Raw genomic sequence first — 25079 nt, 5'->3', positions numbered from 1 at the left:
TATTGCTTGCTTGATTTCCGTTAACTATGAATAATACTTGACGAAAATTTCGTTAGGCTTCCGATAAGGATATCGAGCGACGGCTCGTTTGTTCTGGGGGCTTACGTGCCGTTCCTCGCCGGCATTCCTTTTTTTATATGCTTGCTCTTTTCCGGAGCGATTTACCGTATCTGGCGCAGGCGGCGCGAAGCCCCTCACGCGCGGATGTGGAGCTTCGCCTTTTTGATCATCGCCGCCGGCTGGGGGCTGGATGGCCTGGCGTTGACCTTGGTGGGTGTAGCGTCGGTGCCGGGGGTGGGACCGGGGCTTTGCTGGCTCGCGGCGGCGCTGCTGTTCGTCCAGGGCCTGCGCCTGCGCGCAAAGCGCACCGATCGCGGCATGATCCTGACCACAATCTGGGCGGTGATCGCCGTGACCACCGGCCTGCTCGCCGATCTCTTCACCGGCCAGCCTATGCTATTGCGGATTGGGGCGCCCTTGCTCGTTTCGCTGGGGCTGGCGCTTAGCGCGATCGCAGTAGGGCCGCGCGTGCATCGCGCCGATCTGCTCGATTGGATCGCGAGCGGATTGCTGCTGGCCTTCGCGGTGGGCAATGTCGTGGCCGATTATCTCGGCGTAACGGGCGAGGCCCGTCTCATAGGCATGGCGCTGCCGCTGGCCTGCACGCTGATCTATGCCGCGCTGGGCCTGGGTACGATGCTGCTGCTTTTCCAGGATCTGGTCATCGCGCTCGAACGGCTGGCGCGTACCGATCCGCTGACCGGCATCTGGAATCGCCGCGGCTTCAACGAAGCGGCACCCCATCTGCTCACCCGTCTGCGCCGTTCGGACGGGCCGATCCAAGCGGGCGTGGTGATCGCCGATATCGATGCCTTCAAAAGCATCAACGATCGCTTCGGCCATAGCACCGGCGATCAGGTGCTGATCGCTTTTTCGAAGCAGTTGGCCAGCGCGGCGCGGCCCTGCGATCTGCTCGCACGGCTCGGCGGCGAGGAATTCGCCCTGCTCGCGATCGGCGTCAGCGGTGCCGCGCTGCACGAACGCATCGAGCATCTTCGCCAGATCATCAGCGTGAACAGCGATGCCGACGGGACCCTGCCGCTGATCACGGCGAGCTTCGGCGTGGCCGAGATCACCGCATCTACGCTCGATCTGCGCGATGCGCTGGAGCGTGCCGACCGCGCTCTGTTTCGCGCCAAGGAACTGGGCCGCAACCGCGCGATCCTGGATCATATGCCCATTCATCCGGATTCCGCGTCTCCAGTAGATCCCGCCAAGCCGGCGGTCTCGTAGCCGCCGGACGGAAGAGCCTAGCAAATCGCCGCTGGCCATCGCCCGCCGCCCTTGCCAAAGCACGGAAAACCGGCGGAGACCGACCGATGTGCTATTCACCAACCGCCAGCTTCACCTCGTCTGCGATCATCGCCACGATCGGCGTTGCTACACTGCGCCACACCCCTGCACCCCGCGCGTTGCTGTTCGCCGCGATGCCGATGCTGTTCGCGTTGCATCAGTTCACCGAAGGGCTGGTGTGGCTTGGCATGGAAGGGCGGATCGGCACGATCGGGCGGGATCATGCCGCTTTCCTGTTCACGCTCTACGCCCAGGGGCTGTTGCCCTTCCTGATGCCGCTGGCGGTGACGGTGCTCGAGCCGGACGGCTGGCGGCGGAACCTGATGTGGGGGCTGACCGCGATCGGCGGCGTGGCGGCGGCGTGGGATGCTTACGGGCTGATCTTCCTGCCGCTGCACACCTTCGTCGATCATGACGCGATCGCCTATCGAAACGTGATGACCGGCAGCCTTTTCATTTCCCTGCTCTACATCGCCGCGACCTGCGGCTCTCTTCTGCTCTCCAGCTACAAGACGGTCCGCTGGTATGGCGTGCTCAACATCGTCGCGCTGTCGATCGTGCAGCTGGTGCGCGCTTATGCCTTTGCGTCGGTGTGGTGCTTCTATGCCGCGCTGATGAGCGTGATGCTCTATTGGCAGGTCAGCCGCGGGCATTTGAATAAGGCGGCGGCTGAGGCGTAGCGCGCCGAATTCCTAACCGCTCGTCCCGAGCGAAGTCGAGGGACGTGTCTCGACTTCGCTCGACACAAACGGGTCGAAATGTTTGTCGCCTTACTGCGGCACCACCGTCACCGCGCGGCGGTTCTGCGCCCAGGCGCTTTCGTCCGATCCGGTCGCGATCGGGCGTTCCTTGCCGTAGCTAATGATCGTGATCCGCCCGGCGTCGATGCCGCCGTTTACGAGGAAGTTCTTGGCCGAATTGGCGCGGCGGTCGCCCAGCGCGAGATTATATTCCCGGGTGCCGCGCTCGTCGCAATGGCCCTCGACCGTGACGCGCACACCGGGATTCTTCCTGAGCCAGGCGATCTGCGCGGTGAGGATCGATTGCGCCTCGCTATCCACGTCCGAACTGTCGGTGGCGAAGTGGACCGTGTCCGATCCCGCCTGCGCGATAAAGTCCGCGCGCGATCCGGGAAGCACGCCGTTGCCGACAGTACCGCTCGACATGCCCGAGCTCGGTGCGGGGGTGCTGCTCGGCGGTGGCGGGGGCAGATCGGCGGGCTTCGGCGTCTTGTGGCAGGCGGCGAGCGCCAGCAACGCCGCGGTCATCATCAGGGCCGGTTTTGTGTTGCGCATGGTCGTCTCCTTCTTGGTAGATACTTACGGGAGCAACGGCCCCCAGGCGGGATCGGACCCATCGAGCGGGGTCGGAATAGCATGTTCGTTGACCCCGGTGAGGTCCACCGACCAAAGATCGGCCTTGCCGCTGCCCTGGCCGGTGCGGAAGAACATCAGCACGCGGCCGTTGGGTGACCAGGTCGGCCCCTCGTCCTGCCAGCCGTTGGAGAGGATCTTCTCGCCTGATCCATCGGGCGCCATCACGCCGATATCGAACTTGCCGCTGACCTGCGTGAAGGCGATGAGATCGCCGCGCGGGCTCCACACCGGCGTGGCATGACGGCCGCCGCCGAAGCTGATGCGGTGCTGGTTCGATCCGTCCGCGTTCATCACATAGATCTGTTGCCCGCCCGACCGATCGCTCTCGAACACGATCTTGCTGCCGTCCGGTGAATAGCTGCCGCCGGTATCGATGCCGGGCGAGGTGGTGAGCCGCGTCGGGCTGCCGCCGCCCGCCGCGACGCGATAGATATCGCAATTGCCGTTCACGATCATCGAGAAGAGGATGTATCGGCCATCGGGCGAGAAGCGCGGCGCGAAGGTCGTGTAAGGCTCGTTGACGATCAGCCGCTTCCGCCCCGATCCGACATCATAGACATAGACGCGCGGCTGGTCGTTCTCGAACGACATGAACACTATCGTCTGGCGGTTGGGCGCGAAGCGCGGCGTCAGCACCAGGCTCTGGCCGTTGGTGATGAAGCGGTGGTTGGCACCATCCTGGTCCATGATCGCCAGCCGCTTGATGCGATGCTGCTTGGGCCCGGTCTCGGAAACATAGGTGACCTGGCTATCGAAATAGGGGCCCTCGCCGGTCAGCCGCGTGTAAATCGTGTCGGCACATTTGTGCGCGGCGCGGCGCCAATCGGCGGGCGCGACGACGAAGCCTTGGCGGGTGAGCTCGGTCTTTTGAAAGACATCGTAGAGATAGCAGCCGACCGTCAGCTTGCCGTCGCCATTGGCCTGGACGAAGCCCTGCACCAGCGCCTGCGCGCCCGTCGTCAGCCAAATGGGATAATCGGGGGCGGTGACCTGCGGGAAACTGACCGCATGGAGCGCGCCCTTAGGCAAAGGCGTGAACAGGCCCGACCCCTTGAGATCATTGCTGATCACGTCGGACACCTGCGCGCCGAGCTTATCGGTGCTGCCCGCCGCCGTATCCGCCTGCGCGGGCGTCGGCATCGCGGGAATAGCGATCGGCATCGGCTGCGAGATGCCGCCGGTGATATCCACGCGCAGCGGCGCGGCCGCAACGGGCGCCGGCGGCGGCGCGGGGGTCTGCGCCATGCAGGGCGTCGCCGCGATCAGCGCCGCGAGCGGCATCAGCAGGAAACGTGCGCGCCTGCTCATCCCAACTGCCCCGGTATGAAACCCATCTCAATCTCCTCCCATCCGCCTTCGTAGAGCTCGGCGGGCAATTTCAGCGGTGCGCAGCGCAGCACAGCGCGACGGCTCAGATCGGCCATCTGCTGACGGTAGCTGCCGTTCGATCCGTTCACCCCGGTCTGTTCGACGACCTGTGGCATCCCCGCGACGGACCCATCCTTGTTGAAACGCAGGCGCAAGACAGTGACGATCTGCATCGCGGGCGTGCCGGCGAGCGAGCCGAGTTCGTAACACGGCTGGATCTGGCGCTTGATGGCGGCGGCGAGGCCGTTCATCGCGGCGCCGCTAATCTGTGCGCGCGGGGAAGCGCCCTTGCCCGCCGAAGGATTGACGACGCCCTTGAGGAAATCGGGCCCGAGCCGCGATCCCGCGCTGCGGCTCGCCTTGCCCTCGGCCCTCGCCTCCGCCTTGAGATCGGAGAGCAGGTTGGAGCTGAGGCGAAGATCGGGCTTGGCCGGCGCAGGCCTGCTGAGCGCGGGCTTGGCCAAAGTCGGCGCGGGTGCGGGGGTCGGTGGTGGAGTTTCCTTCGCCACCGGCTTGGGCTGTGGCACCGGCGGCGGCGCTGCGGATTCCTCGGGCGGGGCGACTTCGGGCGCGGTCTGCTGCTGGGGCGATTCGGTGGCGGGGCTCGGCGCCGCCGATTGCAGGCCGACCGCATCGACGAGCTGGACATCCACCGCCGGCGCCTCGATCGCCTTGGGCGGCACGCGGTGCGCAATGCCGATCGTCAACGCGGCGAACAGCAGCGCATGCGCCGCGATCGCCAGGCCGAGGCCCTTGCCATCGGCCCGCTCCACTATTTCTTCTCACCCGTTTCGGTGACCAGCGCGACCTTGGTCAGCCCCGCGCGGCTGAGCTCCCCCATCACCGTCATCACCCGCCCATAATCGAGCCCACGATCGGCGCGGAGGAACACCTGCGGCAGATCGGCGCCCGCCGCCGTCTTGCGCGCGGCGAGGCGATCGGGGAGCGCGGCCAGCGCGATCTGCTCCTCATCGAGGAAGACCTTGCCATCCTTGTCGAGGCTGACCTGGATCGGCTTCTTGTCCTGATCCAGCGCGCCGGCGCGGCTCTGCGGCAGGTTCACCGGCACGCCCGCCACCAGCAGCGGCGCCGTCACCATGAAGATGATCAGCAGCACGAGCATCACATCGACCAATGGCGTGACGTTGATCTCCGCCATCGGCGTGCGGCGGCGGCCGTGATTGCGGCGCGCGACGGGGCCCATCGCCATGCCTTACGCTTCCGCGTCCAGCTCGCGGCTCAAGGTCGCGTGGAAGCCATCGGCGAAGCGGTTGACCCCCGCCTCGAGCCGATCGAGCCGATAGCTGATACGATTATAGGCGATCACCGCGGGGATGGCGGCGAAGAGGCCCAGCGCGGTGGCGAACAGGGCCTCGGCGATGCCGGGGGCGACGGCACCGAAGCTGGTGTTCTGGCTGGCGGCGATATCGCTGAACGATCGCATGATTCCCCAGACCGTGCCGAACAGGCCGACGAACGGGCAGACGCTGCCGATCGTCGCCAGCACGTTGAGACCGCTCGACAGACGATCAATCTCGGCCGCGCTGGTGCTGCCCATCATCGTCGCCAGCCGCGCGCGCACCGCTTCCCGATCGACCCGCGCCTTGCCGGTCGATCGCCGCCATTCATCGATCCCCGCGCTCAGCACGCGGGCGGAGGGCAGCTCGTCCTTGGCATGTTCGCGATAGAAGCGATCGACATCGTCGGCCTTGGCGAAATCGGCCTCGAATGCGGCATTGCGGCGCTGGACGCGGGCCAGCGACAGACCGCGGCCGAGGATGATCGTCCAAGTCCAGAGGCTGGCGAGCAACAGCCCGGCCATCACGATTTTCACGACGAGATCGGCGTGGAGAAACAGCGCCAGCGGCGAAAGCGCGCCTGGCGCCGCAGTAGTCACAACCAGATCGTTCATGCCTTACTCGTCGCTCCAGTCGCAGTCGGGCCCATGACCGCTTCAAACGCCTTGACCCAGGCCGCGGGCTGCCGCCGGGGTTTGCCGTTCGGGCCGACGAAGGCAAGCGCGATCCGCCCTTCCACCAGCAACAGCCCTTCGCGCATGACCTTTTGCTGAACGACGCACGTGGAGCCTCGGATTTCCGCGAGCCTGGAGGCGATGGTCAGCACATCGCCGAGCCGCGCGGGGTGGTGGTAGCGGAGGTGGGCGTCGATCACGACGTACGAGCCTACGCCTTCCCGTAAAGCAGCAACCAGATCGACGCCGCAAAGCGCGAACAGCTCCCAGCGTGCTCGTTCGAAAAAGCGGAGATAGGAAGCATGATAGGCGACCCCGCCGGCATCGGTATCCTCGAAGTAAACGCGCACAGTGAGCCGATGCACGGCAGCCGAAACAGCGCCGCTCAGTGCGCGATCTGAAAGCAGTTCCATCGGCCGGGACTAGCGCATGCCGCGCATCATGGCGACGCAGAATGGCTGCTTTATGCCGTTAATACAGTGAATTGATGTGTTGTGAAAAAGTGACACCTTCGTGAACGCTTTGTGTCGGCAGATTGCGGAGGCTTTACACTAGATGAACGCCGCCGCATCCTTACCCCAAGCCTTGCTGCGCGTGCGAACGCATGTGTCTGCGATGCGAAATAATGGGCGGAACCCATAAGGGTTCGTCGCTAGAACAAGGGGTCATATAGTGACATTCAGCAATATGGCGCGCCGCCTTCGGGCCGGCTCCGCTCTGCCCGCGCTTGCGCTCGCCGCGATCGGCGCCACCGGCGGGGCCTTCCTGGCCACTCCGGCCGCTGCGCAGGATTACACCAACGTTACCGCTTCGGGCCGCGTTACGGACACCGCAGGCAAACCGATTGCCGGCGCCAAGGTTGTCGCCAGGTCGAATGACTTGGGCATTGAACGCACGGTCACCACCGATAGCTCCGGTAGCTACAAGGTCGTGCAGATTCCGCCGGGCAGCTACACCTTCTCCATTTCCGCCCCTGGTCTCGCGGATTTCGTCGATTCCAATGTCAGCCTGCGCGTCGATGCCTCCGGTAACGACTTCCAGCTGGGATCAAGCTCGTCCAAGTCGGCTTCGGGTGGCGACATCGTCGTAACCGGTCGCCGCGTGAAGGTCGCGGATTTCGAGCGGACCACGACGGGTGCCGTCATCAACGTCGGCGATCTCGCGACCCGCGTTCCCGTTGCCCGCTCGCTGCGTGACGTCATCCTGCTCGCGCCGGGCACCACTCAGGGTTCGTCGGGCGGCAGCTCAGCATTCGCGGGCCAAGCCCAGATTTCGGGCTCGTCGTTCACTGAGAACGCTTACTACGTCAACGGCCTGAACATTACCGATGTTCGCCAAGGCTTCTCGCCGGTGACGATCCCGTTCGACTTCTATCAGACTGTCGACATCAAGACCGGCGGCTTTCCTGCCGAATATGGCCGCGCCTCGGGCGGTTTCGTCAGCGCAACGACCAAGTCGGGCACGAACGAGTTCCATGGCTCGCTCACGTTCAACTATGAGCCGAACGGGCTTAAGTCGAAATCGCCGAACACCTATCTGATCGATTATGATGGCGTTTCCGGCGGCACGGCGGCCAATGGCCTTGCCAATCGCAAGGAAACGATCGCTCAGTTGAGCGGTCCGATCATCAAGGATCATCTGTTCTTCTACGGCCTTTACAACACGCGCGACGTTAGCAACTTCCAAGGCTCCGCCAACGCCACAGTCGCGGCGAATAATACCGGAACCTATAACCGGACGACCAGCCCGTTCTGGGGTGGTAAGATCGATGCGATCCCGTTCAACGGGCAACATCTGGAATTCACTTACTTCGATACGTCAGGCAGCCAGCTCAACCAGACGCTGCGTTATAACAACCTGACCAATGCCAAGGGCGCGGTCACCGGCACCACCAACACCCGCTATGGCGGCAAGAACTATGTCGCACGTTATACAGGCACACTCACCAAGTGGTTGACCGTATCGGGCGCTTACGGCGTCAACAAGAACCGCGCTGGCGTAATTGCGGGAGACACCGTAAATCCCCGCGTAATTGACAACCGAACGGGCAGCAACATTGCTGTAGCTGGCACCAATCCGGTATCGAGCTTTACGACTAACGACGATCAGCGGAAGTTCTATCGCGGCGACGTCGATATCTATTTCAACCTGCTCGGCTCGCACCACATCAAGTTCGGCTATGATCAGGAAGACGTTACTTCGGTCCAGAACCAGGTTCCGATCGGTGGCGGCCTCGAGACCGTGCTGCAGGTCACCAATGCTGCCGGTGTGGGCCTCACGGGCCAGCCGATCGGCACACAATATGTCACACAGCGCTTCTTCTCGGTCGGCGGCGCCTTCAAGTCGAAGAACCAGGCCTATTATCTTCAGGATAGCTGGCAGCTATTCCAAAACCGCTTGACGCTGCAGCTCGGCATCCGCGACGACAAGTTCGCTTCCCAGAATGGCCTTGGTCAGTCGTTCTTTAAGGGGCCGGATAGCTGGGGTCCGCGTCTGGGTGCATCCTATGACGTACTTGGCGACGGCAAAATCAAGGTCTACGGTTCGTTCAGCCGTTACTTCGATCCGGTCCCCACCAACACCAACATCCGCGGCTCCGGCACACAGTTCGACCGTACAGCCTTTTACTTTTTCAACGGCTTTAATGGCAACGGCGGTGTCAACCTCGGCGCACCTATCTTAACCTATCGCGGCGCGGCACCGTGCCCCGACACGGGTATCCGCAACTGCCAGCTGGTATCACAAGGCACCGCTCCCAATCCGAATTACGTCGTGGCGCAGGGCGCCAAGCCGCAATCGGAAGACGAGTTCATCCTCGGTGGCGAATGGCGTTTCGCACCGCGCTGGACTCTCGGCATTTCAGGCAAGTATCGTCGCCTAACGAACGCACTTGAGGATGCCGCCGTGGATCAGTTCGCGATTGCGTACTGCCAGCAAAAGGGCTTCTCGGCTGCGGCCTGTAACAGCCTGTATTCCGGCTTTGCAGATTACATCATCGTCAACCCGGGCAAGGACAACAAGATTACGCTGTCGTCCAACGGCGGCGCGGGTCTTCCCGACGGTACTAATCCGACGGTGACGATCCCGGCCAGCCAGCTCGATCGTGGGATCAGCGCCAAGCGTTATTATCGTGAGGCGATCATCAAGGTGGATCGTGAGTTCGACGGCGTCTGGTCGCTATCGGGCAGCTACACGTGGTCCAAGCTGACAGGCAATTATGAAGGCGGCGCCAAGTCGGACATCGGTCAGCCCGATACCGGCATCACCGAGGACTTCGATCAGCCCGGCTTTACCTATGGTGCTTATGGCCTGCTCCCGGGTGACCGCCGCCATACGATCAAGCTCTATGGCAGCTATGCACCGTTCGACTGGCTTACTTTGAGCGGCAACGTTTTGCTGCAGTCGCCAAAGCACTTCAGCTGCCTCGGCGTAGTGCCGACTTCGGTCGATCCGTTCGCCAATGTTTATGGCGCGGCGGGCTTCTTCTGCGGTGGTGTCGTCAGCCCCCGCGGCAGCGTCTTCCACACCGATTGGCGCAAGGAGGTCAACCTGAGTGTCAAACTGAACGTGCCGGCTAAGTTCGATGCGTTTATCCGACTCGACGTGTTCAACGTGTTCAACTTCAAGTCGGTTCTGGAAGCGCAGGAAGTTGGCGAGACGGCGGCTGGCGCCCCGAGCCAGTTCTACAAGCTGCCCCTCACCTATCAGAATCCGCGCTACGTGCGGATTCAGATCGGCGTCGGCTTCTAAGCAACCGATCTAACAACCAAGGGAGGGGAGTCGGGTTTCCGGCTCCCCTTTTTTGTGCCACCCGCTCAGCCATGGCCGATCCCGAACGCCTTCTGGAAGATTTCAAGCGCGCGCTGGCCAGCCGCCACCGTGCGACGGTAAACGCTGCCGCGTTCGCGCTGAACGATGCAAACTACCCCATTGGCCAGCAGTGGCGATCGGTCGCCATGGTCCTGGCGCACAACAAGGAATGGACCGGCGCGATCCACGCCGCGCGGCGATTGGTCGAGGCCTTCCCTACCGCCCCGCAGGCGCGCCACGAATATGGTCTCCTGCTATTGCGCGCGGGCCGCACCGTCGAGGCGCGTCAGGCGATTGCTACACTTCCCATGACCGGCCCCTTTGCAGCCGTACGCGCCCATTTGATTGGATCATTCGATACACTGCTGGGGGACCCTGCGTCTTCGCGCGCCGAGCTTATAAAAGCGGTTACAGCCAACCCGCTTCACGGCGGAGCATGGCTAGCCCTGGCGATGGTCGGCAATCTCGCCGCCGACGCGGAGGCGGCGGATATGATTTTGGCGGCGGGGAGCAACCGCTCCGCGATGCAACTGCCCGATTCGTATCTTTACGCGCTGGGCAAGGTCCACGCCGACAGGGGCGAGCATTTTCCTGCCTTTGAGGCCTTTTCGCAGGGGGCGGCGATCATCAAACCGCAGCACCCCTATGATCGCCGGGCCGACGAGGGTTTCGTGCAATCGGCGATAGCAGGCAGCGGCGCGGACACCTTAGCGCGCGCGGCCGAAACCGTCGAAGTGCGCAGCGCGGGGCCGATTTTCGTCACCGGAATGCCACGATCGGGCACAACGCTCGTCGAGCAGATCCTGACCAGCCACAGCCTGGTCTCGGACGGCGGCGAGATCAACTGCATCCAAGTGATCGCGGACGAGATCGAGACGCTCCGCGCCGACGAACTCTTGGCCTCGGGCCGCCGCAGCGAGCTGGCCGATCTCTACCTGCACTTGCTGGACGAGCGCTTTCCGCGCGCGGGCCGGATCGTGGATAAAACCTTGCTCGCTGGCCGAACGCTCGGTCTGATCACCACGCTCTTTCCTGACGCGCCGATCATCTGGATGCGGCGCGATCCAATCGATTGCGCCTGGTCTTGTTTCCGCACCCATTTCGCCGAGGGCGCGGCGTGGAGCAACGATCTCGCCGATATCGCCTGGGTGATGCGGCTGGAGGATCGGCTTCTGGCGCACTGGCAGCCAATCTTGGGTGATCGTCTGCTGGTGTTGCCCTATGAGGATTTAGTGACAGCGCCCGAGGACAAGATCCCAGCCATCCTTTCACATTGCGGGCTGGCGATGGAAGCCGCCGTGCTCAAACCGCATGAGACGAAGCGCGCCGTGACGACGAGCAGTGTCACGCAGGTACGGCAACCGATCAATCGTGATGGGATCGGCGCCGCCGCGCCTTATCGGGAATGGCTGGAGCCGTTCGTCAGTGCTTACGGTGACTAAAGGCCCGTGCGCTGCGCGCGTCGAAGCAACTGAGCTAGACGACCGCCAGCGCCAGCTTTCCATCGCCATCATCGACCCTGACCGCCGCCCCATCCGGCACATTCCCGCGCAAAATCTCCTCCGCCAGCGGATCCTGCAGATACCTCTGCACCGCGCGCTTCAACGGTCGTGCGCCGTACACGGGATCATAGCCCACCCGCCCCAGCCACTCGCGCGCGCCGGGCGTGATATCCAGCGTGATCTTGCGATCCTTGAGCAGGCCCTGCACCCGGCCGATCTGGATATCGACGATCGGGCCCATGTGGCTCTGGCCGAGCCGGTGGAAGAGGATGATCTCGTCCAGGCGGTTGAGGAATTCGGGGCGGAAATGGCCGCGCACCACCTCCATCACCTGCGGCTCCACGCTCTCGGTAGACTGATCCTCACCGAGGTTGGCGAGATATTGGCTGCCGAGGTTGGAGGTCAGGATGATCAGCGTGTTGGTGAAATCCACCGTGCGCCCCTGCCCGTCGGTCAGGCGGCCATCGTCCAGCACCTGGAGCAGGATGTTGAACACATCCGAATGGGCCTTCTCCACCTCGTCGAACAGCACGACCTGATAGGGCCGGCGCCGCACCGCCTCGGTCAGCACGCCGCCCTCTTCATAGCCGACATAGCCCGGCGGCGCGCCGATCAGCCGGGCGACGGCGTGCTTCTCCATGAATTCGGACATGTCGATGCGGACCATCGCGCTATCATCATCGAACAGGAAGCCGGCCAGCGCCTTGGTCAGCTCGGTCTTGCCGACGCCCGTGGGGCCGAGGAACAGGAAGCTACCGAGCGGCCGATTGGGATCCTGCAGCCCCGCCCGCGCGCGCCGCACGGCGCGGGACACGGCGGCGACGGCATCGCTCTGCCCGATCACGCGCGCGCCGATCACTTCTTCCATCCGCATGAGCTTGTCGCGCTCGCCCTGCAGCATCCGCTCGACCGGCACGCCCGTCCAGCGGCTGACGACGCCCGCGATATCCTCGCTCGTCACCTCCTCGCGGACCATCGCGCTTTCGGTATTGGCCTCGGCCTCGGCGAGCTGCTTTTCCAGCGCCGGAATGATGCCGTAGGATAGCTCGCCCGCCTTGGTGAAATCGCCGCCGCGCTGCGCCTGCTCCAGCTGCAGCCGCGCGGCATCGAGCTGCTCCTTCACCCGCGTCTGCGCGTTGAGCTTGTCCTTCTCGCCCTCCCAGCGCGTGGTGAGTGCGCCGGACTGCTCTTCGAGGTCGGACAGATCGCGCTCGAGATTGACCAGCCGGTCGCGCGAGGCGGCGTCGGTTTCCTTGGCCAAAGCCTCGCGCTCAATCTTGAGGCGGACGATGCGGCGATCGAGTGCCTCGATCTCCTCGGGCTTGCTCTCCACCTCCATGCGCAGGCGGCTGGCGGCCTCGTCCATCAGATCGATCGCTTTATCGGGCAGGAAGCGATCGGTGATGTAGCGGTTGCTCAGCGTCGCGGCAGAGACCAAAGCACCATCGGTGATACGCACGCCATGGTGCAGCTCATATTTGTCCTTGAGCCCGCGCAGGATCGAGATCGTATCCTCGACGGTCGGCTCCCCGACGAACACCGGCTGGAAGCGCCGCTGCAGCGCCGGATCCTTCTCGACATATTTGCGATATTCATCAAGCGTGGTGGCGCCGATGCAATGCAGCTCACCGCGCGCCAGTGCGGGCTTGAGCAGGTTGCCCGCATCCATCGCACCTTCACTTTTCCCGGCACCGACCAAGGTGTGCATCTCATCGATGAACAGGATGATGTCGCCCGCGGCGCCCTTCACCTCATCGAGCACGCCTTTCAGCCGCTCCTCGAATTCGCCGCGATATTTGGCCCCAGCGATCAGGCTGCCCATGTCGAGCGCCATCAATTTGCGATCCTTGAGGCCGTCGGGCACGTCGCCGTTGGCGATGCGCAGCGCCAACCCTTCCGCGATCGCGGTCTTGCCGGTGCCGGGTTCGCCGATCAGCACGGGATTGTTCTTCGTGCGCCGCGCGAGGATCTGGATGGTGCGGCGGATCTCCTCGTCCCGTCCGATCACGGGATCGAGCTTGCCATCCCGCGCCGCCTGGGTGAGATCGCGCGCGAATTTCTTGAGCGCATCGAACTGATCTTCGGCGCCCGCGCTATCGGCGGTGCGCCCGCCGCGCAGATCGACGATCGCGGTGTTGAGCGCATCGGCGCGGACGTTCGCCGCCTGCAGCGCCTTGCCCGCCGCGGTGGTGAGACTGAGCGCCAGCGCGACCAGCATCCGTTCGACGGTGACATAGCTATCCCCCGCCTTCTGCGCGATCTGCTCGGCGGAATCGAGCACGCGGACGAGATCATTGTCCATCCCCGGCGTCGATTGCGCGCCGGATCCCGAGACCTGCGGGATCTTGGCCAACGCCGCGTCGGTCTCGCTGAGCGCGCGCCGGGCATCGCCGCCGGCCTTGGCGATCAGCCCGCTCGCCATGCCCTGTTCATCTTCCAGCAGCGCCTTGAGCAGATGCACGGGGGTGATCTGCTGATGGCTGTTGCGGATCGCCACGGTCTGCGCGGCCTGGAGGAAACCCTTGGAACGGTCAGTCAGCTTCTCGATATTCATGCAAACTCCTGTTGCATGGCGATATGGTGTTGCACTTTAGTCACACAAGACCCCGCTTGCCGATCTACCTCTGTCTTTCTAGGCACAGGCCAACACGAAAGGACAGCGCATGGCTAATGTCGACGGCAAGTGGGAGTGCAAGGTCAATTCGCCAATGGGCGAGCAGCAGTTTACGCTGACCGTGGCGAGCGCGGGCAGCAGCTTCACCGGCTCTGCCGAGGGCGGCATGGGCACGATGGATCTTGAGGGCGAAGTCGATGGCGATGAGCTGATCTGGCCGATGCGCGTCACCAAGCCGATGCCGATCACCCTAAACTGCCGCGCGACGATCTCCGGTGATACGCTGGAGGGCAAGGTGAGCGCGGGATTTATGGGGAGCTTTACGGTGACGGGGACACGAGCTTAGCGATCCATACTAATTCTGAACTCTTGAATAGTTCGTTATTTAGCTCCATCTATTCGTCTATTTCAAATTCCTGGGGGCTGTCCGTTGGCTGATCGTGTTCACATCATTTGGGATAATTCTAATATTTTCGTGTCTGGCCGGTCAGTCTGTGACAAGATCGAATATAAACCTGGTGGTTTCCGAATTAATTTCGAGAATTTGATCGATTTGGCGGCGGATGCTCGCCCAATTGAACAGGTATTCTGCGTGGGATCGGTGCCTCCTCCTACCGACAGCGTATGGGGGCACATCAAACGCCTGACTGGCAAAAAGCCAGAACTTTATGAACGCGGAGCAGCCTCCGGAAAGGAACAGGCTGTCGATCAAGCTCTTCAAACTCGCATGTTGCGGCTGGGGTATGATTACAATCCGCCAGAAACGATCGTTCTCCTCAGCGGCGACGGCAGTGGTTTTGAGGAAGGGATTGGCTTCTTCTCAGACCTTAAACGACTTCACGGAATCGGGTGGAATGTTGAGGTTCTTTCTTGGCGAGATCACTGCAAGCGTCAAATGCGGGAATGGGCCGAGCAAAACGGTCTATTCGTCTCGCTTGACGACTTCTATTCATCGGTTACTTTTCTGGAAAAGCTGCGGCATGCAAAACCGCTCGATTTTTCCACGAGACCTCGTCGCGCAGCTTAGCTGCGAGTTCACCCCACCCGCGTGACATGCCCCATCTTCCGCCCCGGCCGGCCCTTGCCCTTGCCATAAAGATGGAGGTGCGCAGTGGGGTCGGTGAGGATGGTCGGCCAATTCTCGACTTCGTCGCCCAGCAGGTTGCGCATTTCGGCGCGCGCGCCCACCAGCGCGGTCGATCCCAGCGGCAGGCCGCAGATCGCGCGGATGTGGTTTTCGAATTGGGAGGTGACGGCGCCTTCGATCGTCCAGTGGCCGCTGTTGTGGACGCGCGGGGCCATTTCGTTGAACACCGGGCCGTCTGCGGTCGCAAAGAATTCGCAGGCGAGCACGCCGACATGATCGAGCGCCCCTGCGATGCGGCCCGCCAGCGCCTTGGCTTCCGCGGCCTGCGCCGCGATCGGCGCGCTGGCCGGAACGGAGGAGCAGCGGAGGATGCCGTCGCGATGCTCGTTCTCCACCGCATCCCAAGTGACAATGCTGCCGTCCTCCCTCCGCGCGAGCAGGATCGAGAATTCCGCGTCGAACGCGATCATGCCTTCCAGCACGGCGGGGGCGCCCTTGATCGCCACCCACGCGCCTGCCGCCTCTCCGGCGCTGGCGATGCGTACCTGACCCTTGCCATCATAGCCGAAGCGCCGCGTCTTCAGGATCGCGGGCGCGCCGATCTCGGCCAGCGCGGCGTTCAACTCTTCCAACGAGCCGACCGCCCGCCATGGCGCGGGGCGCCCCCCCTGCTCTTCGGCGAACGCCTTCTCGATCGCGCGATCCTGGCTGACCTCCAGCGAGCGTGCCGAGGGGCAGATGCCATGCACGCCGCGGATCGCATCGACCACGACATTCTCGAACTCGTAGGTGACGACGTCGACCTGGGCGGCGAAGGCCGCGACTGCCTTCGCATCCTCGTATCGCCCCGCCGTCCAGCGCGCGGCGACTTCGCTCGCGGGGCCGCTCATCCCCGGCGCATAGATATGGGTACGATAGCCCAGATTGGCGGCGGCGATGGCGAGCATGCGGCCAAGCTGGCCGCCGCCCAGGATGCCGATCGTCGATCCCGGCGAGATCATTCGGGGGCTTCGTCCACCTGCGCGGTCTGCTCGGCGCGCCACGCCTCGATCCGCTCGGCCAGCGCGGGATCGCTCAGCCCGAGGATCTGCGCCGCGAGCAGCCCGGCATTGACCGCGCCCGCCTCACCGATCGCCAGCGTGCCGACGGGAACGCCACCCGGCATCTGGACGATCGAGAGCAGGCTATCGAGGCCGGAGAGCGCGCGCGATTGGACGGGGACGCCGAGCACGGGGAGGCGCGTCATCGAAGCGACCATGCCGGGAAGGTGTGCCGCACCGCCCGCGCCGGCGATGATCACCTTGAAGCCGCGGGCCGTGGCGGAGGTGGCGTACTCGACGAGGCGTTGGGGGGTGCGGTGCGCGGAGACGACTTTGGCCTCATGAGGGACGCCGAGCTTGTCGAGGATCTCGGCCGCGCGCTTCATCGTCGCCCAGTCCGAACGCGACCCCATGACGATGCCGACGAGGGGGGCGGTCACTTTGCCACACCCTCACCGTCACCCCGGACTTGTTCCGGAGTCCACTCCTCCACGCGCAACGACCCTGCTTGTGGCGCGGTGGACCCCAGAACAAGTCCGGGGTGACGAGGAAAGAGGGAGTCGCGCGTCATCACCGCTCGCTCAGATAATAGCGGTCCGTCGCCGCCAGCGCGTCATCCAGCTCATAGACGATCGGCTGGCCGGTAGGGATCTCGAGGCCGGTGATCTCGTCGTCGGGAATGTTCGACAGATGCTTGACCAGCGCCCGCAGCGAATTGCCGTGCGCGGAGATCAGCACCCGCTCGCCCTGCTTCAACGCCGGGGCGATCCGCGCCTCCCAATAAGGCAGCACGCGCGCGATCGTATCCTTGAGGCTCTCGGTATCCGGGATCGCGATTCCGGCGTAGCGGCGATCGGCCGTAAGATCATAGTCCCCATCCGGCGCTAGCACCGGCGGGGGAATATCGAAGCTGCGGCGCCAGATCTTCACCTGATCCTCGCCATGCTTGGCGGCGGTCTCCGCCTTATCCAGGCCCGTGAGCCCGCCATAATGGCGCTCGTTCAGCCGCCAGTCCTTCTCCACCGGCAGCCACAGCCGCTCCATCGCCTCCAGCGCGAGGTTCAGCGTCTTGATCGCGCGGGTCTGGAAGCTGGTGAAGCATTGATCGAAATCGAGGCCCTTGGCCGCCATCAGTTCGCCGGCGGCCTTCGCCTCGGCGATACCCTGATCGGTCAGGTTGACGTCCCACCAGCCGGTGAAGCGGTTTTCGAGATTCCAGGCCGATTGGCCGTGACGGATCAAGACGAGCGTCGGCATGCGGGTTTCGCGTCTCCAGCAAGGGATGCCGCGCTCTAGCGGGCACAGCGGCGCGCGTCACCCCTAACGTGGAACCCGGCGCGCAGATCAGTCGCCGCGCTTGGGCTGACGAGCGCCGCGAATGCATGGACCTGCATCTCGCCCGTCGCCGGCTATAAGGTCACGGCATCGATGGTGCCCGCTGCGCATAATGCCCAATCGTTGCGGGTGGCGGTCGCGGCGGACGATGGATCGACGGCGGCGATGCGGCTCCACGCCTGGTTTATCGATGCTGATGGCCTGATCCTCAGCGAAGCGCCGCTGCAGCAGCCGCAGGCGAACGGGGTGACGCTGGTCGGCACGTCCGATGGCGTCCAGGTGCCCGCGCGTGCCGCTTCGATGGTGGTGATCGGCGAGCCGACCGACCGCGGCAAGTCCCGCGCCATCGCCACACAGTTCCGCATCCCGGGCGGCGCGTAACTAGGTCCTCCCCCGCCAGGGGGAGGTGTCAGCGCAGCTGACGGAGGGGGCGGACTAGAAACCTCGATAGTGCGCCTCGCCCTCCCCCTCCGTTGCCTTCGGCGCCACCTCTCCCTGGCGGGAGGATATGGAGTTGCGTCCGCCGCCCCGCTGACGCAGGTTCCCCAAAACGAAAACGGGGTCTCCAATCATGATCAAGCAAATGCTCGCCGGCGTCTGCGCCGTTGCACTCACCGCAGCGGCGATCGCGCAGCCGGTCGGCCAGAAAGCGATCGAAAGCGCATTCGATGCCCAGATCAACCCCACCGAGCTGACCGATTGGCTGAAAACGCTTTCGTCGCAGCCCAATCATGTCGGATCGCCCCACGACAAGGCCAATGCCGAAATGGTGCTCGGCCTGTTCAAGCAATGGGGCTGGGACGCGAAGATCGAGACCTTCCAGGTGCTCTACCCGACGCCGATTTCCACCACGGTCGAGATGATCGCGCCGGTCCCCATCAAGCTCGGCGGGCAGGAGCCGGCAGTGCCGCAGGATCCCTCGACCGCCGATCTCTCGCAGGCCTTGCCGCCCTATGTCGCTTACCAGGGGGACGGCGATGTCACCGCACCACTGGTCTATGTGAATTTCGGCATGCCGGAGGATTACAAGGCGCTCGCCCGTCTCGGCATCGATGTGAAGGGCAAGATCGCGATCGCGCGCTACGGTGGCGGCTGGCGGGGCCTCAAGCCCAAGCTGGCGCAGGATCATGGCGCGATCGGCTGCATCATCTACTCCGACCCCGCCGATGATGGCTACGGGCGCGGCGACGTCTATCCCAAGGGCGGCTGGCGCAACGAGAATGGCGTCCAGCGCGGTTCGGTACAGGATATGGTGCTCTATCCCGGAGACCCGCTGACCCCCGGCGTAGGCGCCACCGACAAGGCCAAGCGCCTCACCCGCGCGCAAGCGGTCACCCTGCTCAAGATTCCCGCACTGCCGATGTCCTATGGCGACGCCGGCAAATTGCTCTCGCGGCTCGGCGGACCAGTGGCGCCGGCCGGGTGGCGCGGCGGCCTGCCCTTCGCCTATCATACCGGCGGGGATGCCGGCGTGACCGTGCATCTGGCGGTCAAGTCCGATTGGTCTTTGAAGACGCTTTATGACGTCATCGCGACGGTGCCTGGCGCCAAATCGCCCAATCAATGGGTGGTGCGCGGCAATCACCGCGACGGCTGGGTGTTCGGCGCGTCCGATCCGCTTTCCGGCCATGTCGCGATGATGGGCGAGGCCAAGGCGATCGGCGGGCTGCTGGCGCAGGGCTGGCGGCCCGATCGCACCATTGTCTATGCCAGCTGGGACGGCGAGGAGCCGGGGCTGCTCGGCTCGACCGAATGGGCCGAGACCCATGCCGCCGAACTCAAGGCCAAGACCGTCGCCTATCTCAATAGCGATAATATCGGGCGCGGCTTCTTCCACATCGAAGGCAGCCACGATCTCCAGCATTTCGCCAATGGCATCGCGGCGGACGTCACCGATCCCGAGACGGGTGCCAGCCTCGCCGATCGCCAGCGCGCCAACGTCCGCACCGGCGGCCGCGCCGATGCGCGCACGCTGGCCGCGGCAGAAAAGGGCGGTGATCTGCCGATCGGCGCGCTTGGTTCAGGCTCGGACTATTCGGCCTATCTCCAGCATCTCGGACTGCCGACGATCGATTTCGGCTTCGGCGGTGAGGATGAGAGCGGCGGCGTCTATCACTCCGCTTATGATACCTTTTACCACTACACGACCTTCGATGATCCGGGCCTGAAATATAGCGCGACGCTGGCCAAGGCGGTCGGCCGCGCGGTGCTGCGCCTGTCGGGCGATCAAACGCAGCCGATGCGCTTCGGCGATTTCGCCGATACGGTCGCGGTCTATCTGGACGAGGTCGAGAAGCTCGCCGATGCACGCCGCACGCTCGATCGCAGGATCGGCAAGTCGGTCGCGGCGGGCGATTACCGGCTCGCCGCCGATCCGCTGAAACCAATGGCCGCACCCGATGCTGATGCCCCCGGCCCGCACGTCGAGCTGGCCGCGCTGGAGGATGCGGTCGATCGCCTCAAGACCAGCGCGATGGCGTTCGACGATGCTTATGCCGCCAAGAGCGCCACCCTGTCGCCCGCCGCGCGCGCGCGGCTCAACGCAATGCTCCGCGATGTGGATCAGCTTCTGATCGACGATCGCGGCCTTCCCGGCCGGCCCTGGTACAAGAATCTGATCTACGCCCCCGGTCGCTATACCGGCTATGGTGCCAAAACGCTCCCCGGCGTCCGCGAGGCGATCGAGGAGCGGCGGTTCGACGACGCCAATATCTACGCGGTGCGCACCGCCAAGGTGCTGCGGGATTATGCCGATCGGCTGGATGCAGCCCGGGCGGTGGTGACCTCGAACTAACCCCTCCCCTTCAGGGGAGGGGCAAGGGGTGGGGTAGCGGCGACGGGGGCTCGATGCCCCCGGCGGTGCTTTGGCGGCTGGCGTTGAGGCTCGCTACGCTCGCACCCACCCCAACCCCTCCCTTAAAAGGGAGGGGCTTATGTTTCTCCTAACAGACCCGCGCGATGCTCCGCCGCCAGCGCGCTCACCCAGTCCACGAACCTGCGGATACGGGGGCTCGCCTGTGCATCCTGATGCGTCGCCAGCCAGAAGCTTCTCCGCAGAGCGATTTCGGGCAGCACGCGGACCAGCGTGGGATCACTGTCGCCGATGAAGCAGGGCAGCACCGCGATCCCCGCCCCGCTCGCTGTCATCCGATATTGGGCGTTGATGCTGCTGGAGCGCAGGCGCGGCTGCAGGCCCGGCGCGATATCGTCGAGATAATCGAGTTCGGGCGCAAAGATGTAGCCCGGGATATATCCGAGTAACGTATGCCGCTTGAGATCGTCGCGCGTGGCCAGCGGCGGCGCTTTTTCGAGATAATGCTTCGCCGCGAAGATCCGCAGGCCGTAATCGGCGAGCTTGCGGGTGACGAGCGGTCCTTGCCGCGGCCGCGCCAGCAACAAAGCGACGTCGGTTTCGCGCTTGGAAGGGCTGAGCAGGCCGCTGGTCGCCACCAGATCGATCGTCAGGCCGGGATGAAGCCGCGCGAAACCCCCGAGATGGTGCGCGAGGAACCAGGTGCCGAAGCCTTCCGAGGCGCTCACGCGGATCAGCCCGCCCGTATCCTCGCGCTCGTCGATCGCGGCCATCGATCGCTCCATCGCCTCGGCCCGCACGAGCAACCGGTCCCCGGCCTCGGTCAGATGCTGGCCGTCCCGCTGCGCCTGGAACAAGGTCCGCCCCAGCGCCTGTTCCAGCCGCCGCAGCCGCCGCCCCACCGTGGTCGCATCCATGCCCACCAGCGGCGCGGCGCGCGCGATCTGCCCGGCGCGCGCAACGGCCAGAAAGATTCGCAGGTCATCCCAGTTCATCGGCCTGCATTATTGCAGCCATGCCCTGCACGTCGAGGGCTTGTCGAATCTTGCCCGCGCGCCGAAAGCGGCACAATTCCTAGGAGACTGGATGATGGCCACGGCGATACGCGAAATTGCTCACCAGATCGTCGGCGGCCCCGCGGGCACAGCGACCCGCTTCGGCAACGTCTTCGATCCCAACACCGGCGCGATCCAGGCGCGGGTCGCGCTCGGCGGCCAGGCCGATCTGGACCGCGCCATCGCCGCCGCGCAGAAGGTGCAGCCCGCCTGGGCCGCGACCAACCCGCAGCGCCGCGCGCGCGTGATGTTCAAGTTCAAGGAACTGATCGAACAGAATATGCAGGCGCTGGCCGAATTGCTCGCCTCCGAGCACGGCAAGGTCGTCGATGATGCCAAGGGCGATATCCAGCGCGGGCTCGAGGTGGTCGAGGTCTGCTGCGGCCTGCCGCACATGCTCAAGGGCGATTATACCGAGGGCGCCGGGCCGGGGATCGATGTCTATTCGATGCGCCAGCCGCTCGGCATCGGCGCGGGCATCACGCCGTTCAACTTCCCGGCGATGATCCCGATGTGGATGTTCGCCCCCGCGATCGCCACCGGCAACGCCTTCATCCTCAAGCCCAGCGAGCGCGATCCTTCGGTGCCAAACCGGCTGTGCGAACTGTTCCTGGAGGCGGGCGCCCCGGAGGGACTGCTGCAGGTCGTCCATGGCGACAAGGAGATGGTGGACGCCATCCTCGATCATCCCGCAATCGCCGCGGTCAGCTTCGTCGGCTCCTCCGATATCGCCCATTACGTCTATTCGCGCGGCGTCGCGGCGGGCAAGCGCGTGCAGGCGATGGGCGGCGCCAAGAACCACGGCATCGTCATGCCCGATGCCGACATGGATCAGGCGGTCAACGATCTGATCGGCGCGGCTTATGGCTCGGCTGGAGAGCGCTGCATGGCGCTGCCCGTCGCGGTGCCGGTGGGTGAGGAAACTGCCGATCGCCTGCGTGAGAAATTGGTCGCCGAGATCGGCAAGCTCCGCGTCGGCATCTCCACCGACAAGGATGCGCAATACGGCCCTGTCGTCTCCGCCCAGCACAAGGCGAAGATCGAGCAGTGGATCCAGACCGGCGTCGATGAGGGCGCGGAGCTAGTGGTCGATGGCCGCGGGTTCAGCCTGCAGGGTTATGAGAAAGGCTTCTTCGTCGGCCCCAGCCTGTTCGATCACGTCACGCCCGAGATGTCCGCCTACAAGGAAGAGATTTTCGGGCCAGTGCTGCAGATCGTCCGCGCCAAGAATTTCGAGGAGGCGCTGGAGCTGCCGACGAAGCATCAATATGGCAACGGCGTCGCGATCTTCACGCGCAATGGCCATGCCGCGCGCGAATTCGCCAAGCGCGTGCAGGTCGGCATGGTCGGCATCAACGTGCCGATTCCGGTGCCGGTCAGCTACCATAGCTTCGGCGGCTGGAAGCGTTCGGCATTCGGCGACACCAACCAGTACGGCATGGAAGGCATCCGTTTCTGGACCAAAGTGAAGACCGTCACCCAGCGCTGGCCCGACGGCGGCGCGGGCGATAGCGCCTTCATCATCCCGACGATGGGCTGAGGCCGGGGCCGTGAGCCAATTCGACCTGACCGACGATCAGCGCGAGATTCAAGAACTCGCGCGTCGTTTCACCGCTGACGCCATCACGCCTCACGCCGCCGAGTGGGACGAGAAGCACATCTTCCCGCGCGACGTGATCAAGCAGGCGGCGGAGCTCGGGTTTGCGGCGATCTACGTCAGCGAGGAGAGCGGCGGGATCAATCTCGGGCGGCTGGAGGCGGCGCTGATCATGGAGGCGATGGCCTATGGCTGCCCTGCGACCAGCGCCTTCATCTCGATCCACAATATGGCCGCCTGGATGATCGATCGCTTCGGCGGCGCGGAGATCAAGGCGCGCTTTCTGCCCGATCTCGTGACCATGGAGACGATGGCGAGCTATTGCCTGACCGAGCCGGGATCGGGGTCGGACGCCGCCGCACTAAAGACCAGCGCCCGGCTTGATGGTGACCATTATATCGTCAGCGGCTCCAAGCAGTTCATATCTGGCGCGGGCGAGAACGAGCTGTACGTCACGATGGTCCGCACGGGGGTGGAGGGACCGAAAGGCATTTCCTGTCTGGTGATCGAGAAGGACATGCCCGGCGTCAGCTTCGGCGCCAACGAGCGCAAGCTCGGCTGGCATGCGCAGCCGACGCGGCAGGTGATCTTCGATAACGTCCGCGTGCCCGTCGCCAATCGAGTCGGCGCTGAGGGCGAAGGGTTCCGGATCGCGATGATGGGGCTGGACGGCGGCCGCCTCAACATCGGGGCCTGCTCGCTGGGCGGTGCGCAACGCTGTCTCGACGAGGCAATCCAATATACCAAGGATCGCAAGCAGTTCGGCCAAGCCATCGCCGAATTCCAGAACACACAGTTCACGCTTGCCGACATGGCGACCGAACTAGAAGCCGCGCGCGCCCTGCTCTATACGGCGGCGGTGAAGGTCACCGAAAACGCGCCCGACAAGACGCGCTTCGCGGCAATGGCCAAGCGCTTCGCCACCGATACCGGCTCCTCGGTGGTCGATCGCGCGCTGCAGCTGCACGGCGGCTATGGATATCTGATGGATTATCCGATCGAGCGTTTCTGGCGCGATCTGCGCGTCCACTCGATCCTGGAAGGCACCAATCAGGTGATGCGGATGATCGTCGGCCGCGAGCTCACCCGGCAGTGAGCGATGCGCCCGAGCTTATCGTCTCGGTTGAAGGCGGCGTCGGCCGGTTGCGGCTCAACCGCCCCAAGGCGATCCATGCGCTGACGCTCGGCATGTGCGATGCGATGATCGAGGCGCTGCTCGCCTGGAAGGATGATCCGGCGATCACTGCCGTGCTGCTGGATCATGCCGAAGGCCGCGGCTTTTGCGCAGGGGGCGACATCCGGGTGATGGCCGAAAGCGCCAAAGGCGACGGCGTGCATGCGCGCGCTTTCTGGCACCGCGAATATCGGCTCAACCATCTGATGTTCGTCTATCCCAGGCCGATCGTCGCCTTCATGGACGGCATCACGATGGGCGGCGGCGTCGGTATCAGCCAGCCAGCGCGCTATCGCGTCGCCACCGAGCGCACCGTCTATGCCATGCCAGAAACTGGGATCGGCCTGTTCCCCGATGTCGGCGGCGGCTGGTATCTCTCCCGGATGCCGGGCCGCACCGGGCAATATCTGGCGGTGACCGGCGCGCGGATCGACGGCGCCGATGCGGTCGCGCTCGATGTTGCCACCCATTATATCGAGAGCGACAAGCTGGACGCGGTAAAGGCCGCGATCGTCTACGCCCCTGCCAATCTCGAACGCATCCTCGCCGACGCCGCCGTCATGCCCCCGCCGGGCAAGCTGGCGGACGCGCGCGCGGATGTGGATCGGCTGTTCGCCAGCGATCGGCTGGAGGATATCCATGCCGCGCTGGAGGCCGATGGATCGGACTGGGCCGCCAAGCAGATCGCCGTGATGGACACGAAATCGCCGCAGACGATGAAGGTCGCCCTGCGCCAATTGGCCGAGGGCGCGCAGCACGTCGATTTCGCGGACGAGATGCGGATGGAATATGGCCTTGCCGTGCATATCCTCCAGCGCCCCGATTTCGTCGAAGGCGTGCGCGCGCTGATCATCGACAAGGACAATGCGCCCCGGTGGAACCCGCCGAGCATCGCCGAGACGCCGGACAGCTTGATCGATGCCATCTTCCAGCCTCTGCCCGCCAGCGACGCCTGGACCCCCCTGCCCGAAACCGGAGCCTGAG

22 protein-coding genes are annotated in these 25079 nt (G+C 64.4%); 11 read left to right on the top strand and 11 right to left on the bottom strand.

Features of this window, described 5'->3' with window-relative positions; translation table 11 throughout:
* Nucleotides 1–222 precede the first annotated feature (222 nt).
* Together FHS31_RS00785 and FHS31_RS00780 are read left to right on the top strand one after the other, a co-directional pair.
* Nucleotides 223–1293, top strand: coding sequence for a GGDEF domain-containing protein (locus FHS31_RS00785; RefSeq protein WP_167071088.1), 1071 nt, complete (start codon nucleotides 223–225; stop codon nucleotides 1291–1293).
* Between the two features lie 86 nt (nucleotides 1294–1379).
* Nucleotides 1380–2033, top strand: a complete 654-nt coding sequence (locus FHS31_RS00780; RefSeq protein ID WP_167071086.1) for a DUF6629 family protein — start codon at nucleotides 1380–1382, stop codon at nucleotides 2031–2033.
* Between the two features lie 90 nt (nucleotides 2034–2123).
* Here FHS31_RS00780 and pal read toward each other — a convergent pair whose 3' ends face one another.
* The 6 genes from pal to FHS31_RS00750 are packed head-to-tail and all read right to left on the bottom strand — an operon-like array spanning nucleotide 2124 to nucleotide 6482.
* Nucleotides 2124–2648, bottom strand: coding sequence for a peptidoglycan-associated lipoprotein Pal (gene pal, locus FHS31_RS00775; RefSeq protein ID WP_167071084.1), 525 nt, complete (start codon nucleotides 2646–2648; stop codon nucleotides 2124–2126).
* Between the two features lie 24 nt (nucleotides 2649–2672).
* Nucleotides 2673–4037: a Tol-Pal system beta propeller repeat protein TolB gene (gene tolB, locus FHS31_RS00770; protein ID WP_167071082.1), complete on the bottom strand. Its 1365-nt coding sequence runs from the start codon at nucleotides 4035–4037 to the stop codon at nucleotides 2673–2675.
* On the bottom strand, nucleotides 4034–4870 hold the full coding sequence (locus FHS31_RS00765; RefSeq protein ID WP_341786254.1) for a hypothetical protein: 837 nt from the start codon (nucleotides 4868–4870) through the stop codon (nucleotides 4034–4036). The genes tolB and FHS31_RS00765 overlap by 4 nt, the downstream gene beginning before the upstream one ends.
* Complete coding sequence (gene tolR, locus FHS31_RS00760) at nucleotides 4870–5307, bottom strand: protein TolR (protein WP_167071080.1); 438 nt, start codon at nucleotides 5305–5307, stop codon at nucleotides 4870–4872. The genes FHS31_RS00765 and tolR overlap by 1 nt, the downstream gene beginning before the upstream one ends.
* Before the next feature lie 3 nt (nucleotides 5308–5310).
* Entirely contained in the window at nucleotides 5311–6009 is a 699-nt protein-coding gene (gene tolQ / locus FHS31_RS00755) for a protein TolQ (protein ID WP_167071079.1), read from the bottom strand.
* Nucleotides 6006–6482 (bottom strand): YbgC/FadM family acyl-CoA thioesterase, encoded by a 477-nt coding sequence (locus FHS31_RS00750; protein ID WP_167071077.1) that lies wholly within the window; start codon nucleotides 6480–6482, stop codon nucleotides 6006–6008. The genes tolQ and FHS31_RS00750 overlap by 4 nt, the downstream gene beginning before the upstream one ends.
* 259 nt (nucleotides 6483–6741) lie before the next feature.
* On the opposite strand from FHS31_RS00750, the gene FHS31_RS00745 reads away from it, so the two are divergent.
* Together FHS31_RS00745 and FHS31_RS00740 are read left to right on the top strand one after the other, a co-directional pair.
* Nucleotides 6742–9819, top strand: a complete 3078-nt coding sequence (locus FHS31_RS00745) for an outer membrane beta-barrel protein (RefSeq protein WP_167071075.1) — start codon at nucleotides 6742–6744, stop codon at nucleotides 9817–9819.
* Between the two features lie 71 nt (nucleotides 9820–9890).
* Entirely contained in the window at nucleotides 9891–11321 is a 1431-nt protein-coding gene (locus FHS31_RS00740) for a tetratricopeptide repeat-containing sulfotransferase family protein (protein ID WP_167071073.1), read from the top strand.
* A gap of 34 nt (nucleotides 11322–11355) precedes the next feature.
* Here FHS31_RS00740 and clpB read toward each other — a convergent pair whose 3' ends face one another.
* Nucleotides 11356–13935: an ATP-dependent chaperone ClpB gene (clpB, locus tag FHS31_RS00735; RefSeq protein ID WP_167071071.1), complete on the bottom strand. Its 2580-nt coding sequence runs from the start codon at nucleotides 13933–13935 to the stop codon at nucleotides 11356–11358.
* 109 nt (nucleotides 13936–14044) lie between these two features.
* Here clpB and FHS31_RS00730 point away from each other — a divergent pair, with 109 nt between their 5' ends.
* Nucleotides 14045–14341: a hypothetical protein gene (locus tag FHS31_RS00730; protein ID WP_167071069.1), complete on the top strand. Its 297-nt coding sequence runs from the start codon at nucleotides 14045–14047 to the stop codon at nucleotides 14339–14341.
* Between the two features lie 84 nt (nucleotides 14342–14425).
* Nucleotides 14426–15022, top strand: coding sequence for an NYN domain-containing protein (locus FHS31_RS00725; RefSeq protein ID WP_167071067.1), 597 nt, complete (start codon nucleotides 14426–14428; stop codon nucleotides 15020–15022).
* Nucleotides 15023–15030: 8 nt separating this feature from the next.
* Here FHS31_RS00725 and FHS31_RS00720 read toward each other — a convergent pair whose 3' ends face one another.
* The 3 genes from FHS31_RS00720 to gpmA form a co-directional block, all read right to left on the bottom strand.
* Nucleotides 15031–16083, bottom strand: a complete 1053-nt coding sequence (locus FHS31_RS00720) for a 5-(carboxyamino)imidazole ribonucleotide synthase (RefSeq protein ID WP_167071065.1) — start codon at nucleotides 16081–16083, stop codon at nucleotides 15031–15033.
* Complete coding sequence (gene purE / locus FHS31_RS00715) at nucleotides 16080–16535, bottom strand: 5-(carboxyamino)imidazole ribonucleotide mutase (protein WP_167072000.1); 456 nt, start codon at nucleotides 16533–16535, stop codon at nucleotides 16080–16082. Before purE ends, FHS31_RS00720 begins: the two co-directional genes overlap by 4 nt.
* 157 nt (nucleotides 16536–16692) lie before the next feature.
* A complete protein-coding gene (gene gpmA, locus FHS31_RS00710; protein ID WP_167071064.1) occupies nucleotides 16693–17379 on the bottom strand; it encodes a 2,3-diphosphoglycerate-dependent phosphoglycerate mutase in 687 nt (228 codons plus the stop codon).
* 171 nt (nucleotides 17380–17550) lie between these two features.
* Here gpmA and FHS31_RS00705 point away from each other — a divergent pair, with 171 nt between their 5' ends.
* Nucleotides 17551–17838 carry a hypothetical protein gene (locus FHS31_RS00705; RefSeq protein ID WP_167071062.1) on the top strand — a complete coding sequence of 96 codons (288 nt, stop codon included), beginning with the start codon at nucleotides 17551–17553 and terminating at the stop codon, nucleotides 17836–17838.
* A 190-nt stretch (nucleotides 17839–18028) separates the two neighbouring features.
* Nucleotides 18029–20251, top strand: coding sequence for a transferrin receptor-like dimerization domain-containing protein (locus FHS31_RS00700; RefSeq protein ID WP_167071060.1), 2223 nt, complete (start codon nucleotides 18029–18031; stop codon nucleotides 20249–20251).
* Nucleotides 20252–20388: 137 nt separating this feature from the next.
* Here the strand turns inward: FHS31_RS00700 and FHS31_RS00695 are convergent, their stop codons facing one another.
* On the bottom strand, nucleotides 20389–21264 hold the full coding sequence (locus FHS31_RS00695; RefSeq protein WP_167071058.1) for a LysR family transcriptional regulator: 876 nt from the start codon (nucleotides 21262–21264) through the stop codon (nucleotides 20389–20391).
* Nucleotides 21265–21370: 106 nt separating this feature from the next.
* Here FHS31_RS00695 and FHS31_RS00690 point away from each other — a divergent pair, with 106 nt between their 5' ends.
* The 3 genes from FHS31_RS00690 to FHS31_RS00680 are packed head-to-tail and all read left to right on the top strand — an operon-like array spanning nucleotide 21371 to nucleotide 25078.
* Nucleotides 21371–22864, top strand: coding sequence for a CoA-acylating methylmalonate-semialdehyde dehydrogenase (locus FHS31_RS00690; protein ID WP_167071999.1), 1494 nt, complete (start codon nucleotides 21371–21373; stop codon nucleotides 22862–22864).
* Nucleotides 22865–22874: 10 nt separating this feature from the next.
* Nucleotides 22875–24017, top strand: a complete 1143-nt coding sequence (locus FHS31_RS00685; protein ID WP_167071056.1) for an acyl-CoA dehydrogenase family protein — start codon at nucleotides 22875–22877, stop codon at nucleotides 24015–24017.
* Nucleotides 24014–25078 carry a 3-hydroxyisobutyryl-CoA hydrolase gene (locus FHS31_RS00680; RefSeq protein WP_167071054.1) on the top strand — a complete coding sequence of 355 codons (1065 nt, stop codon included), beginning with the start codon at nucleotides 24014–24016 and terminating at the stop codon, nucleotides 25076–25078. Before FHS31_RS00685 ends, FHS31_RS00680 begins: the two co-directional genes overlap by 4 nt.
* The last annotated feature ends 1 nt before the right edge of the window (nucleotide 25079 follow it).

Origin of the sequence: Sphingomonas vulcanisoli (genome assembly GCF_011761305.1) — a bacterium.
Classification (GTDB): Bacteria; Pseudomonadota; Alphaproteobacteria; order Sphingomonadales; family Sphingomonadaceae; genus Sphingomonas_I; species Sphingomonas_I vulcanisoli.
This window is presented reverse-complemented; position numbering and strand designations above follow the sequence as displayed.

Bases quoted from the DNA above. Each gene is read 5' to 3' on its own strand.
- FHS31_RS00730 (WP_167071069.1), top strand. From the start codon at position 14,045: ATGGCTAATGTCGACGGCAAGTGGGAGTGCAAGGTCAATTCGCCAATG.
- FHS31_RS00740 (WP_167071073.1), top strand. From the start codon at position 9,891: ATGGCCGATCCCGAACGCCTTCTGGAAGATTTCAAGCGCGCGCTGGCC.
- tolQ (WP_167071079.1), bottom strand. From the start codon at position 6,009: ATGAACGATCTGGTTGTGACTACTGCGGCGCCAGGCGCGCTTTCGCCG.
- tolB (WP_167071082.1), bottom strand. From the start codon at position 4,037: ATGAGCAGGCGCGCACGTTTCCTGCTGATGCCGCTCGCGGCGCTGATC.
- FHS31_RS00780 (WP_167071086.1), top strand. From the start codon at position 1,380: ATGTGCTATTCACCAACCGCCAGCTTCACCTCGTCTGCGATCATCGCC.
- pal (WP_167071084.1), bottom strand. From the start codon at position 2,648: ATGCGCAACACAAAACCGGCCCTGATGATGACCGCGGCGTTGCTGGCG.
- FHS31_RS00720 (WP_167071065.1), bottom strand. From the start codon at position 16,083: ATGATCTCGCCGGGATCGACGATCGGCATCCTGGGCGGCGGCCAGCTT.
- clpB (WP_167071071.1), bottom strand. From the start codon at position 13,935: ATGAATATCGAGAAGCTGACTGACCGTTCCAAGGGTTTCCTCCAGGCC.
- FHS31_RS00750 (WP_167071077.1), bottom strand. From the start codon at position 6,482: ATGGAACTGCTTTCAGATCGCGCACTGAGCGGCGCTGTTTCGGCTGCC.
- tolR (WP_167071080.1), bottom strand. From the start codon at position 5,307: ATGGCGATGGGCCCCGTCGCGCGCCGCAATCACGGCCGCCGCCGCACG.
- gpmA (WP_167071064.1), bottom strand. From the start codon at position 17,379: ATGCCGACGCTCGTCTTGATCCGTCACGGCCAATCGGCCTGGAATCTC.
- FHS31_RS00695 (WP_167071058.1), bottom strand. From the start codon at position 21,264: ATGAACTGGGATGACCTGCGAATCTTTCTGGCCGTTGCGCGCGCCGGG.
- FHS31_RS00705 (WP_167071062.1), top strand. From the start codon at position 17,551: ATGGTGCCCGCTGCGCATAATGCCCAATCGTTGCGGGTGGCGGTCGCG.
- FHS31_RS00700 (WP_167071060.1), top strand. From the start codon at position 18,029: ATGATCAAGCAAATGCTCGCCGGCGTCTGCGCCGTTGCACTCACCGCA.
- purE (WP_167072000.1), bottom strand. From the start codon at position 16,535: ATGGGGTCGCGTTCGGACTGGGCGACGATGAAGCGCGCGGCCGAGATC.